14 protein-coding genes and 1 pseudogene are annotated in these 13,225 nt (G+C 37.0%); 4 read left to right on the top strand and 11 right to left on the bottom strand.

The genetic code is table 11. From position 1 onward, the window contains the following. The first annotated feature begins 283 nt into the window (after window positions 1–283). The 4 genes from BLP98_RS02065 (at window position 284) to trhA (ending at window position 3,957) form a co-directional block, all read left to right on the top strand. The gene (locus BLP98_RS02065; RefSeq protein ID WP_074481674.1) at window positions 284–1,459 is read left to right on the top strand and encodes a hydroxymethylglutaryl-CoA synthase; all 1,176 of its coding nucleotides are present in this window, start codon (window positions 284–286) and stop codon (window positions 1,457–1,459) included. Further along, complete coding sequence (locus BLP98_RS02060; protein ID WP_074481673.1) at window positions 1,449–2,723, top strand: hydroxymethylglutaryl-CoA reductase, degradative; 1,275 nt, start codon at window positions 1,449–1,451, stop codon at window positions 2,721–2,723. Before BLP98_RS02065 ends, BLP98_RS02060 begins: the two co-directional genes overlap by 11 nt. A 144-nt stretch (window positions 2,724–2,867) precedes the next feature. Further along, on the top strand, window positions 2,868–3,311 hold the full coding sequence (locus BLP98_RS02055; RefSeq protein ID WP_074481672.1) for a DUF1836 domain-containing protein: 444 nt from the start codon (window positions 2,868–2,870) through the stop codon (window positions 3,309–3,311). Further along, on the top strand, window positions 3,301–3,957 hold the full coding sequence (trhA, locus tag BLP98_RS02050; protein ID WP_074481671.1) for a PAQR family membrane homeostasis protein TrhA: 657 nt from the start codon (window positions 3,301–3,303) through the stop codon (window positions 3,955–3,957). Before BLP98_RS02055 ends, trhA begins: the two co-directional genes overlap by 11 nt. A 24-nt stretch (window positions 3,958–3,981) precedes the next feature. Here trhA and fni read toward each other — a convergent pair whose 3' ends face one another. The 11 genes and pseudogenes from fni to BLP98_RS01995 all read right to left on the bottom strand — a co-directional run bounded on the left by fni (window position 3,982) and on the right by BLP98_RS01995 (window position 13,218). Further along, the gene (gene fni / locus BLP98_RS02045) at window positions 3,982–4,980 is read right to left on the bottom strand and encodes a type 2 isopentenyl-diphosphate Delta-isomerase (protein WP_074481670.1); all 999 of its coding nucleotides are present in this window, start codon (window positions 4,978–4,980) and stop codon (window positions 3,982–3,984) included. Beyond that, a complete protein-coding gene (locus tag BLP98_RS02040) occupies window positions 4,977–5,975 on the bottom strand; it encodes a phosphomevalonate kinase (RefSeq protein WP_074481669.1) in 999 nt (332 codons plus the stop codon). The genes fni and BLP98_RS02040 overlap by 4 nt, the downstream gene beginning before the upstream one ends. Next, entirely contained in the window at window positions 5,962–6,912 is a 951-nt protein-coding gene (gene mvaD, locus BLP98_RS02035; protein WP_074481668.1) for a diphosphomevalonate decarboxylase, read from the bottom strand. Before mvaD ends, BLP98_RS02040 begins: the two co-directional genes overlap by 14 nt. Next, window positions 6,894–7,772, bottom strand: coding sequence for a mevalonate kinase (gene mvk, locus BLP98_RS02030; protein WP_074481667.1), 879 nt, complete (start codon window positions 7,770–7,772; stop codon window positions 6,894–6,896). The genes mvaD and mvk overlap by 19 nt, the downstream gene beginning before the upstream one ends. Window positions 7,773–7,938: 166 nt before the next feature. Continuing rightward, window positions 7,939–8,814, bottom strand: coding sequence for a cysteine ABC transporter substrate-binding protein (locus BLP98_RS02025; protein ID WP_074481666.1), 876 nt, complete (start codon window positions 8,812–8,814; stop codon window positions 7,939–7,941). Between the two features lie 32 nt (window positions 8,815–8,846). Then, window positions 8,847–9,611 (bottom strand): amino acid ABC transporter ATP-binding protein, encoded by a 765-nt coding sequence (locus BLP98_RS02020; protein ID WP_074481665.1) that lies wholly within the window; start codon window positions 9,609–9,611, stop codon window positions 8,847–8,849. Further along, window positions 9,599–10,275 (bottom strand): annotated as a pseudogene (locus tag BLP98_RS02015) (amino acid ABC transporter permease). The gene BLP98_RS02020 and the pseudogene BLP98_RS02015 overlap by 13 nt, the downstream one beginning before the upstream one ends. Next, a complete protein-coding gene (locus tag BLP98_RS02010; protein WP_074481664.1) occupies window positions 10,235–10,918 on the bottom strand; it encodes an amino acid ABC transporter permease in 684 nt (227 codons plus the stop codon). Before BLP98_RS02010 ends, BLP98_RS02015 begins: the two are co-directional and overlap by 41 nt. 137 nt (window positions 10,919–11,055) lie before the next feature. Beyond that, a complete protein-coding gene (locus tag BLP98_RS02005; RefSeq protein ID WP_074481663.1) occupies window positions 11,056–11,814 on the bottom strand; it encodes an amino acid ABC transporter ATP-binding protein in 759 nt (252 codons plus the stop codon). A gap of 20 nt (window positions 11,815–11,834) precedes the next feature. Next, window positions 11,835–12,515: an amino acid ABC transporter permease gene (locus BLP98_RS02000; RefSeq protein ID WP_074481662.1), complete on the bottom strand. Its 681-nt coding sequence runs from the start codon at window positions 12,513–12,515 to the stop codon at window positions 11,835–11,837. Between the two features lie 10 nt (window positions 12,516–12,525). Beyond that, window positions 12,526–13,218 (bottom strand): amino acid ABC transporter permease, encoded by a 693-nt coding sequence (locus BLP98_RS01995; protein ID WP_074481661.1) that lies wholly within the window; start codon window positions 13,216–13,218, stop codon window positions 12,526–12,528. Window positions 13,219–13,225 lie beyond the last annotated feature (7 nt).

Here is a 13,225-nt window from a genome sequence, read left to right as displayed (position 1 = left end):
TTCCTATTTTATCTGAAAAACACTAAAAAAGCTAGTATTTTTACCGAATTTGGCTGAATTTACTATTACTTTGAAGATTAAAACAAACAAATTTTTTATAGGGATTTTTGCATACTTTGTGGTAGAATTATGAATGGACAATTATTCGTCACGCCGTAATTTGATAAAAAAGGATTTCTTTTTTAAAAGGACTTCCCCGCCTTTTAATAACTTGTTAGGTAAGAAAGTATGAATTTAACCCCCTAACATTTATTGGAAATTCAATAAAGAGAAAGGTTTTTTCATGAAAATTGGTATTGATAAAATAGGATTTGCAACAGCACAATACGTGCTGAATATGGACGACTTGGCCGAGAGCCGTAACGTTGATCCAGATAAATATAGCAAAGGTCTCCTATTAAATAACCTAAGTATCACTCCAGTCAATGACGATATTGTGACACTTGGAGCTTCTGCAGCAGAAAGTATCCTAAACGAGGAAGACAAAGAAACTATCGATATGATTATTGTGGCAACTGAATCATCTGTTGACCAAAGTAAAGCTGCTTCTACTTATATTCACAGTCTCTTGGGCATCCAACCTTTTGCTCGTAGCATTGAAATGAAAGAAGCTTGTTATGGCGCAACAGCAGCGCTTGATTATGCTCGTTTGCACGTTCAAAAACACCCAGAATCAAAAGTTCTCGTGATTGCTTCAGACGTTGCTCATTATGGTGTTAACACACCAGGTGAACCAACTCAAGGTGCTGGAAGTATTGCTATGTTGATTTCAAAAGATCCACGTATCCTACTTCTTAACGATAAATCAGTTGCTCAAACACGTGATATCATGGATTTCTGGCGTCCAAACTATTCAACGACACCTTTTGTTAATGGTATTTACTCAACAAAACAATACCTTGATATGTTGAAAACAACTTGGGCAGAATTTCAAAAACGTTTTGACACTTCACTTGCTGACTTCTCAGCTTTCTGTTTCCACCTTCCATTCCCTAAACTAGCTCTCAAAGGCTTCAACAAAGTAATGGATAAAAACCTACCAGAGGACCTTAAAGAAAAACTCAAAGAAAACTTTGAAAGTTCTATTATTTATAGTAAACAAGTTGGTAACATCTATACAGGGTCAATTTATCTAGGGCTTCTTTCACTCCTTGAAAACTCTAAAAATCTTGTAGCTGGTGACAACATTGCATTCTTTAGTTATGGTAGCGGTGCTGTAGCAGAAATCTTCTCAGCAACACTGGTCGATGGTTTTAAAGATATGCTTCAAACAAATCGTCTCGAAACACTTAAAAAACGTATCCGTTTATCAGTTGAAGACTATGAAAAACTATTCTTTGAAGAGCCTGTGATTGATTCTGAAGGCAATGCAACTATTGCTGAATATAAAACTGGAGCCTATGCTCTCAAAGAAATTCGTGAACATCAAAGAATCTATGGTAAAGTAAATGACAAATAAAGTGACTTGGGGAGGATTCTCCAAAAAAACGTTGGCTGAACGCCTTGAACATCTGGAAAATAATGAACTTATCAGTGCTGATAACTTAGAACACTTAAAAGCTAATAAACTTCTGTCACTTGAAACGGCTAATCAAATGACTGAAAATCTTTTAGGAACTTTTTCATTGCCATTTTCATTGGCACCAGATTTTCAAATTGATGACAAAGTATTTAATGTTCCTATGGTAACCGAAGAACCTTCTGTGGTTGCTGCTGCAAGTTTTGCTGCTAAAATCATCAAACGTTCTGGAGGTTTCAAAACTCAAGTTCACTCACGTAAAATGATTGGGCAAGTTGCTCTTTATGACGTTCCAAATAAAAGCGCCGCTAAAAAGGCTATCGTCGAACATTCTGAACAATTGCTAAGCTTAGCTAACGATGCTCACCCTTCTATTGTAAAACGTGGGGGTGGTGCTCGTGAATTGAGTATCGATGAAAAAGATGATTTCCTGATTGTCTATTTGACAGTTGATACTCAGGAAGCCATGGGTGCTAACATGGTCAACACCATGATGGAGGCTTTAGTACCAAGTCTTGAAGAACTCTCTGGCGGAAAAAGTTTAATGGCAATTCTATCAAACTATGCGACTGAATCTTTAGTAACTGCAGAATGTCAAGTTGACCTACGTTATCTCAGCCGTAATAAAGAAGAAGCTCATGAATTAGCTCGCAAATTCCATTTAGCAAGCAAGCTTGCCCAGGAAGATGTCTATCGTGCAAGCACTCACAACAAAGGCATTTTCAACGGTGTTGATGCTGTCGTTATGGCAACTGGAAATGACTGGCGTGCCATCGAAGCAGGCGCTAATACCTATGCTTGTAAAGACGGTCAGTACCGTGGTCTAGCCACTTGGATTTTTGATGAAGATGAGCAAGTCCTTCGAGGTCAATTGACGCTGCCAATGCCAATTGCAACAAAAGGCGGTTCTATCGGTCTTAATCCAACTGTTAAAATCGCTCATGATCTTCTTGGTCAGCCAGATGCTCGTCAACTCGCACGAATCATTGTCTCAGTTGGTTTAGCTCAAAACTTTGCTGCTGTTAAAGCTTTGACATCTACTGGTATCCAAGCAGGTCACATGAAATTGCAAGCAAAATCACTAGCACTTCTTGCTGGTGCCAAGGATAAAGAAGTTTCTGAAGTGGTTAAAGCTCTTTTAGAAGCACCACATATGAATCTAGAAACTGCTCAGCATATCTTACTAAATCTTAGAGATAACTAAAAAACTGTCCACTGGACTTGACTCGCTTTCCTATTTCTAGGCTCGTGAAAAAACTGTCCACTGGACAGTTTTTTTCTTGACTTTAATTTTTGATAATTATATAATCTAGTTATCAATACTAGATAAAGAGGTAGATATAACTTTATGAAACCAACTTATCCAAAATGGTCTGAATTACCAGAAATTGATTTGTACTTAGACCAAGTACTGCTTTACGTTAATCAAGTTGGACAAGCCAACCAGCAAGATGGCAAAGGCTTAACAGCTTCAATGATAAATAATTATGTCAAACATGGACATCTCGAAAAACCAATAAAAAAGAAATACAATCGCAAACAAGTTGCTCGATTGATTGTGATTACAAGTTTGAAAAATGTCTTTTCTATCCAAGAAATTAGTCAAACGTTAGCACTTTTGACAGCTGATGACCAGTCGCAAAAACGTTATGATGATTTTGTAGCTTGTATGAACGGTGAAAAAGTTGATGATTTACCACCTGTGGTTGTCTCTGCTTGTCAAACTTTGAAATTGTATTTTCAAACCCATGAATTGGTCCACAAATTAGAAGGAGAATCTCATGAAAGCTAGCATGACTCTTAAACTCAGTAAACGCCTTTCTTTTGGTGAAGAAGTCGCAAATAGCGTCACTCACGCAGTTGGTGCGGTAGCAATGCTTGTTCTTTTACCAATTACTGCTATTTACAGTTATCACCACTATGGCATGCAGGCTGCTGTTGGGATGTCAATTTTTGATATTAGCCTGTTTTTGATGTTTCTATCATCAACCATTTACCACTCAATGCAATATGATTCACCTCAAAAATTCATCTTGCGTATCATTGATCACAGTATGATTTATATTGCAATTGCAGGTTCTTATACTCCTGTCGCTCTTTCACTTGTTGGTGGCTGGTTAGGTTACTTAATTATTATATTGCAATGGGGTGCTACAATTTTTGGGATTCTTTATAAAATTTTCGCCAAGAAAATCAATGAAAAATTCTCACTCTTTCTTTACTTGTTAATGGGATGGTTAGTCATCTTCATCATTCCAAGTATTATTAGCAAAACTGGAGTTGTTTTTTGGAGTTTAATGGTCGCTGGTGGTTTAGCTTATACAATTGGTGCTGTTTTCTATGCTAGAAAACGTCCATATGATCATATGATTTGGCATCTATTTATCTTGCTTGCTTCTGTACTTCAATACATCGCCATCGTTTACTTCATGCTATAATAAAAAAACGTTGATTCCCATGAATCAGCGTTTTTTTGTGACTTCTTGCAATTTTCCATACAAAAGATAATCAACTTGTCTTAGGTCTTTAATTGTTTTACAGTTAAGAGCACACATGATTAGTCGCAAATCATCTTTCCAACCGTTAATGATATCAATGGCTTTCTCAACTGGGTATTTTTCTACCAACTCTAAAACCGTACGTGATAGTCCAACGGCTTTAGCACCAAGTACTAAACATTTCACCATATCAAGCGGATGACGAACTCCACCAGATGCTAAAATCTCAGCTTTATCGACCATAGATTGAGTATTCAAGAGACTTTGAACAGTCGTTTGACCCCAATCATTAAGATAGGAGCGATTGTCCCCACGTTGATTTTCAATATAAGCAAAACTTGTTCCACCACGTCCTGAAATATCAAAAGTTTTAATCCCCAGCTCAAAAGCAGTTTCAATCGTTTTTAAATCCATACCAAAACCAACTTCTTTCAGGATAACTGGAACAGGCATTTTTGTCGCGTAATCAACTAGATTTTGTTTCCAAGAGCGGAATTCACGCTCTCCTTCTGGCATCAAAAGCTCTTGCATTAGATTCACATGAACCTGCAAGAAAATGGGTTGCATTTCTTCAATAGTTTGTAATCCAAGCTCATAGGATTTATCAATCCCAATATTTGTCGCTAACAACAAATCTGGATAATCTGCCTTACTTGGATAAGAATCATCACCAGGATTTTTCAAAGCAGCACTATATGATCCCGTAACCATAACAAGACCAGTCGCTTGAGCAACTTGAGCTAATTTACGATTAACGGCTTTTGCTTTTTCTGAACCGCCAGTCATAGCATTGATATAAAAGGGAAAATCAAAATCTCTTCCTGCAAAGTGCGTATGCAAATCAATCTCACTTAAATCATAATCTGGAAGAGAATGATGAATCAACTCCATATCATCAAATGAGTTATAAGGTGATTGGTATTTAAGAGCGTACTTGATATGCTCATCTTTACGGTTCATCATGCGAGTTCCTCCAAATCTAGTAGCTCAATACCAGCTTCTTGCCAACGTTTGATAAGTTCTTTACTATCATTAGGGCTAAATGATATTGCAATACCACAGTCGCCTCCACCTGAGCCTGATGATTTAGCAATCACGTCTAAACCTTTTTCAGCAGCTTTTAGAGCTTTTAATTTATCGTTATAAATAGCTGAGCTTAAGCCAAGCAGTAAATCACTAACTTTTTGAAGTGATGTTTTAACAGTTTCTTTGTCAGCACTTTTTAGAGCCTTTTGACAAATCAGTACTTGTTTTTGTGTCTCTGCTAAAAACTCAGGTGTGATAGCTGATTTCACCAGATTAATCATATCTCTTGAAATCGATGGTTGCATGGTCCATCCGACTAAAAACTCACAAGGCAATGCTGGTTTAATTCTTTCGATCCGATAACCCCAATCTTTGTCAAGGACATCTTGAATAGATTCTTCAGCAATCCACTTTGCGACTTTTTGACGGTCAAATGAGGTAAAAGCAACTAAATCATCATAAGCAATACAAGCAATGTCACCCATTGACCCATTATCGCCCATTTTTAACAATGTGTAAGAAGCTAATTTAAATAACAAATCAGCTGACAGATTCAAATCATAAAAGGCAGATAAGGCTTTAAGGGTTAGGACAGTAACCGAACCACTTGATCCAATGCCATACTTCTTGCCATCACGCTCCATCTTTCCAGTAATGCTTAACTCAAAAGGAGGCATTGCTTCAGCTGACTTCCCTAAATAGTCAAAAAGTGTCACGATTGTTTGCTGAATAAGAGCATAATTGTTATCTTCCGTCATGCCAACAGCATAGTCAAACATATCAGAAAAAAGTTTAATCTCTTGATTTTCTTTGACTTCTGCTGTCATATGAATGGGAATATTTTTTATGATAGCTGTTTGACCTGGTGTTAAGATGGCATACTCACCAGCAATGTAGAGCTTTCCGCCAGTTTGAACCTTAATCATTTTCATCTGGTAATTCCTTAGTTCGTGAAACAATGACACGATAGTTTTCCTCGAAGCGTTTTGTCAAACGTTCCAAATCTTCTTCAAGACAAAGAACTTTGACATTTGGACCAGCATCCATTGTGAAATAACATTTTTCACCTTCAGCACGCAGTTGTTTGACAAAATCCATTGCTTGATAGCTTTCATCTGTTAAATAGTTAAACGGAGGGTTAGCATGAGTGTTAGTATCATGCATAGCAAGGGCATTACGCTCAGTCAATTCTCCAACTTTTTCAAAATCATTAGCTTTCAAATAAGCAAGCATATCCTTATAATCTTTTTCAGATTGTTTCACCCAGTCCGCAAATGTTGTTGACGTTTCTACACAACGTTTCATACCTTCTCGGCTAGAAATTGGTTTCTTGCTGTCGCTTAAAACTAGCATAATCATTGCCAATTTAAGATCTGTTTGAACAGGATAAACGTCACCAGTATCCTTATCCCAAGCAGCAAGTGGTCCAAAGAAGGAACGTGAAGATGAACCTGAAGCGAATTTTGCTTTTTGAGCTAATTCAGCTTGGCTTAAACCAGTTTCAAAGAGTTCATTACAGGCTTTAACAAGTGCTGAAAGTCCACTAGAACTTGATGAAAGACCAGCAGCTGTTGGCATATTATTGCTTGTTTCAACTTTAACATATTCCGAACGCTGCCCACGGTACTGATCGATAATAGCAGAAATTTTAGCATGTTCTTTTTCATCTTGTAAAACACCATTGATGTAAAATTCATCATGCGTCGCTGAGTCTGGTAAAAAGGAAACACTTGTTGTGGTAAACATATTTTCCAGTGTCAGTGAAATACTGCTGGTTGCTGGAATCATCTTGGCTGCGTCAGCTTTCCCCCAGTATTTGATAATAGCGATATTGGCATATGATTTTACCGTTACAATTTTTCGATCCACGTTTGAACCGCTCCTCCTTCTGTTAATGCTTTACTAATTTTTTCTGCGGCAGCTTTTGTTTCTGCAAGGGCAATAATACACCCCCCAAGTCCGCCGCCACTCATTTTGGCACCAAGGGCACCATTTTCTAAAGAAATCTCAACTAATTTATCGGCTTTATCGATACTAACTCCGATAGCTTGAAGTTCTGTGTGAGCTTTTGTCATCAAAGGTCCAATTTTTTGGATATTTTTTTCTTTGATAGCTTTTTGAACTAATTCTGTCAAATCACCTAAAGCAGCCAAATGTGGTAAATTAGCTTCTTCTGCTTGGGCAACTTTCTCAACAGCTTCTCGTGTATTGCCATAAATGCCCGTATCAGCAATAACCAGATAAGCTTCTAAATCCAAATCAAGCGTGTTAAAACCAATATTACGAATAAAGGTAATGGCTTTGTCACTCAAACAAGTCTTAGCATCCAGTCCGCTTGGATTTGAATGTGCAATAATTTCTGCCTTATTGACCAAAATTTCAAGCGTATCCATGTCAATGCTTTGCTCAAAATAATCAAAGACAGCACGAATAGCTGCAATTGAAACAGCAGCTGATGATCCCATACCACGTTTTTGCGGAATTTCTGAACGAATAGCATAAGTAATGGAAACATCTGTGTGATTCAAATACTCTAGTGCTGCGTAAACAGCCGTTGATAATGTGTCATAATAATCGAAGTGAATCTTTTCATCAGCTGGATAGATACGGCATTCAACCTCAATTCCTTGAAGTGGAATAGCAATGGCAGGATAACCGTAAACAACTGAATGTTCACCCATCCAAATAATCTTACTATGCGCCTTTCCGACGCCAATTTTCTTAGTCATTTTCTTCTCTTATATTTTTTTAGTCTACACTCCATTTTATCATCAATAGCAAAAAAAAGCGACTTTTACTAAAAAATGTTGGGAATTAAAATTTAAAGGCATAGTAAAAAGTCCGAGATGTTAAGCTCTCAGACTTTATCAGTTTCACAATGCTATCTCAAAAGATTTATTTGTCAACTTTTCCACCTTCAACAACTAAATCATCTGCTTTAGCGGCATCGCCGTAAACTGGGGCAAGGGTTTTGTCATAATCTTTGTGGAAGAAGTCTTCTTTTCCTAATGTTTTAATCTCATCATTAATCCAATCAAGAAGTTCAGTGTTTCCTTTTTGGACTGCTGGCGCAATAGTGTCAGTATCTCCCAAACTTGTAATACCTACTTGGTATCCTTTATTTTCTAAAGCCCAAGCTAGTACTTCAGTATTATCTGTAGAAAGTGCATCGCCACGACCATCTAAGAGAGCTTGGTAAGCTTCACTATATTGATCATATTTTTGCAAATTGACTTTTGGATAATTCTTTTCAAAGTAAGTTTCAGCTGTTGTTCCTTTACCTACAATAAGTGTTTTACCTTCTAAATCATCAACAGATGAAATCAAATGATCGCTCGGAGAAACGACACCAAGTGCTACTTTCATGTATGGCAAAGCAAAGTCAACTTGTTTAGCACGTTCATCAGTCACAGTAAAGTTTGCAAGAATAATATCTACTTTTGCTGATGTCAAATATTCAACACGACTGGCGGGATCAACTGATACATATTTGACCTTCACACCTAGATCTTTTGCCAAACGGTTAGCAAAGTAAACATCATATCCCTGATATTTCCCTTTATCGTCCACATAACCAAATGGCTTTTTATCAGAGAAAACGCCAATTTTGATAATACCACTTTTCTTAATTGCATCAAGAGAACGAGCTTTAGCTGTATTTCCAGATGATGACGAACTTGATGCTGTTGATGATTTCGATGCTGAACATCCTACCAACAAAACAAGGAATAATAGACTAGCAAGTGCCAAAAAACGTTTTACAATTTTCATATATATCTCCTTTATAAAAATAATCACACATATTAACCAACCGTTGAAAAATCAAAGACATTTAAGAAATCTCGAGCACGTTGGGTTTTCGGTTGAGAAAAAAATGTTTCAGCATCACTTTCTTCAACGATATGACCTTTCTCAAGAAATATCACACGGTCCGCGATTGCTTTAGCAAATTGTAATTCATGGGTCACAATAATCATTGTCCGACCTTCGTTTGCTAATTCACCAATCAACTCTAAAACTTCTCTCACCATTTCTGGGTCAAGCGAAGCTGTCACTTCATCGAATAATAAAACATCTGGATGCAAGAGCAAACTTCTTATAATAGCAACACGCTGCTGTTGTCCACCAGATAATTCATGCGGATAGCTATTTTCTTTTCCAGATAGCCCAACACGTTCTAGCAGCTGCAAAGCTTCTTTCCTTACTTCATTTGCTGAGCGCTTTTGAGCTCTAATCGGTGCTAGCAATAGATTTTTCAAAACAGTTAAATGAGGAAAAAGGTCATAAGACTGAAAAACCATACCTATTTTTTGACGAATCTGTGGTAAATTTTTAGGGTTTGTTAAAATATTTTCTCCTACTAAACGAACTTTCCCAGATTGGATTGGCTCTAAACCATTAATACAGCGAAGTAAAGTTGATTTCCCACATCCAGAAGGACCTAGAATGACTAAAACTTCACCCTCGTCAACTGAAAAAGACACATTGTCCAAAACAACTTGACTGTCATAAGATTTCTTTATTTTCTTGAGTTCTAAAACTTTTGTCAATTCTGTTACTCCTTCCATACAGTTTCTAGGTACATTGACAATCGCGAGATTGGAAAACAGATGGCAAAATACAAGATGAAAATAAAGCCATAAATCCAAATTGCTGTACTTGGAACTGTTAATCGATTAGCTTCAATAATCTCTTGCCCAACTTTGACCACCTCAACAACTCCAATCAAGACAACCAATGAAGTCGTTTTAATCATTCTTGTCATTAAATTTACAGCTTGGGGTAATAAGCGACGTAAAATTTGTGGAATAATCACATAGATAAACAATTGCCGTTTAGTTAACCCCAAAGCTAGACCACTTTCGAATGATGCTTAGGCAAGGAAGTTAGTGCCCCACGGACAAGATCTCCCATCTCAGCTGTCCCCCACATTGAAAAAACAATGACTGCTGCAAGTTCTCCAGATAGGTTTAAATTAAAACTCCTAGCAAGTCCAAAATAAACCAAAAACAAAAGAACCAACTGTGGCATAATCCTAATAAATTCTAAATAGAGCTGTGAAAGTATCCGAATAATGCGAAATCGCGATATCATCACAAATCCAAAAGCAAACCCTAAAATCAATGAAATCACAATTGACAGTAACGAGATATCAATGGTTACAAGTAACCCCTTAAACAAGCGAAGAAGATTATTCCCCTGAAAAAGCACTTGAAGGCCTGAATCCTGCATGACGTAACCTCCCTTCTACTAGTCTTGCTAGCAATGAAATTGGTAGCAGGACTATCAGATAAGCGAGCACTAGCATCAAAAGAGCTTCATCTGTTTCATAATAAAGTCCAATCAAATCTTTAGCTACATACATCAAGTCTGCTAAAGCAACAATTGAAAAAACAGAAGTTTCCTTAATTAAAAAAATGACATTAGCAGCTAAAGACGGTAGAGCCACAGCAAGTGCTTGAGGAAATATCACATAAAAGACATTTTGAACTGGCGTCAAGCCTAGACTTAACCCTACTTCGTACTGCCTTTTTGAAACAGCCTCAAAGCCTGAACGAAATGATTCAGCCATATAAGATCCCCCTAAAAAAATTAGCCCTACAACCGCACAAAGCTCTGATGATAAGACCAAACCAATCTTTGGTAAACCAAAGTAAAGAAAATAGAGTTGTATCAAAAGTGGTGTATTTCGTGACAGTTCTATGTAAATTTGACAAAGCTGACTCAGAATTGGAATCCGATAGAATTTAATCAGACTAATCAAAAAACCTAGAACAAACGCTCCTAAAATACCAAAACAAGCCAGCCTAACCGTTAACCGCAAAGCTTGTTGGTACAAAGGAATATTCGCATAAATAAACTCCCAATCTAACATGATATCCCTCCAAACGTTATAAAGGTATTATAGGAAAATATCCCAAACTCGTGTACTCTAAATTATTTATGCTTCGCCATAAAAAATATTTATAATCTAACTAAAAAAATATCGGCATAAAAGCATGCCGACATTTTTCAAATCACTGGGTCTATATTAAGTTCTGGAATAATACGCGTTAAGAATTGTTTGGTGCGTTCTTCTTTTGGCTTACTGAAGAATGTTTTTGGATCTCCTTCTTCAATAATGTGTCCACCCTCCATGAAGATAATGTGTGTTGCCACATCACGCGCGAAGCTCATTTCGTGGGTCACCACAACCATTGTCACGCCTTCTTCAGCTAATTCCTTCATCACGTCAAGAACATCACCAATCAATTCTGGGTCAAGCGCTGACGTTGGTTCGTCAAAAAGGATTACTTCTGGTTTAACAGCGATGGCACGCGCAATCCCAATCCGTTGTTGCTGTCCACCTGATAATTGACTCGGATAAAAATCTCTTTTTTCTAAAAGTCCAACTTTCCTTAAAGCATTTTCAGCAATCGGAATAGCTTTTTCTTTGGGCACTTTCCTAGCAATCACTAAGCCTTCTAAGATATTTTCAAGTGCTGTTTTATTGGCAAATAAATTATAATTTTGGAAAACAAAAGCTGTTTTCTTTCGAATTTCAAGGACATCTTTACGGCTGATTTTTGCTAAATCATAAGATTTTCCGTCTAATTCTAATTCTCCCGCATCCGCATGTTCAAGGTAATTTAAAGACCTAAGAAAAGTTGTTTTCCCTGACCCTGATGGTCCCAAAATCACCACAACATCTCCTTGATTAACTGTCAAACTAATGCCATCTAAAACTTTCTTATCTCCAAATGATTTTTCGATATTTTTCACTGTTAACATAACAAACTCCTCACTTCAGATCAACCAATTTGTGCTTGTTTTTCCAAGATTTTAAATCCATATTGAATAAGCCCGCAAATCACAATATAAATAATAAAGATAACAAAATAGGATTCAAAATAATGGTAGCCATAAGCAGCTTCAATTTTCGCAATCGCTGTAATATCTTTTACTGTCATTACAAAAACAAGAGAGGTACCTTTGACAAGATTAATCACTAAATTACAGAGATTTGGCAAAGCCTGACGAATTGCTTGAGGAAAGACAATCCTGAGATAAGCTTGTTTTTTTGACAAACCAATAGCAAGAGCTGCCTCTAACTGCCCCTTATCTACCGTCAAAATTGCCGAGCGAATAATTTCAGAAAGACTTCCAGTCGTCATTAGACCGAAGATAACAAATGCATAATAAATTGGATTAATATCAAAAACGTTAAAACCTGATGCTTTCAATAATTGATTAATCAAACTTGGAAAAAGGCTGTAGAAAAATAAAATCAATAAAATAGCCGGTGTTGATCGAATAAAAGCAAGGTAAATCACTGAAAATGTTGTCACCCCTTTGACCCTATAAATACGCCCCAAGGCCAAGAAAAGTGCTGGAAAAAAACTCAAAAGAATCGAAACCACCATAATTCCCAACGTCACCGGAATACCAGCAAGAGTTTTCACAAATGTTTCTAAAATATAAGAAAAATCCATAATCTCCTCCTTAACCCTCTCTAGTATCCAAATCATTTTCAATCACATGAGTAACAACAGACAAAATCAGTGCAATAACCCAGTAAATAATGGCAACTGCGGTATAAGTTTCCAAAGAATAATTGCCCATATTGCGCGAAATGATAAGATTGCCTTCACCCATCAAATCTACCAATCCAATGGTATAAGCTAGAGCAATATCCTTTAATAAATTAATCACGGCACTTGTAATATTAGGAAGGGCTATTCTAAAAGCTTGAGGCAAAAGAATACGCACAAAAGTCTGAGAATCCGTTAGGCCAATACTAAGGCCAGCTTCTAATTGCCCTTTTGGCAAGGCTAAATACGAAGATTTAAAGACTTCTGAAATACTCGCCGCAAAGAGCAAAGTCATTGCAAGAATGACAAATATCGAACGAGACCAGCCATTCACATCAATTCCTAACCACCATTCTAAAAAGCGAGGTAAACCATAAAAAACAAGGAAGATAAGAACAATTGGTGGTGTACATCTTAGTGTAAAAACATAGCCTCTAGCTAAGGTTGAAAAGCCACGTTCATCTGCTAATTGCGCATAAGCTAATAGAAAACCTAATAAACTTCCTAATATAACAGTTAATGCCAAGACCCATAAGGTAAGAGGTAGAGCTGATAAAATATCTGGAATTACTCTTATTACACGAGACGGTTCATAAGAAACCATAGCTACC

Origin of the sequence: Streptococcus equinus, from assembly GCF_900104225.1 — a bacterium.
GTDB classification, from domain to species: Bacteria; Bacillota; Bacilli; order Lactobacillales; family Streptococcaceae; genus Streptococcus; species Streptococcus equinus_D.
This window is presented reverse-complemented; position numbering and strand designations above follow the sequence as displayed.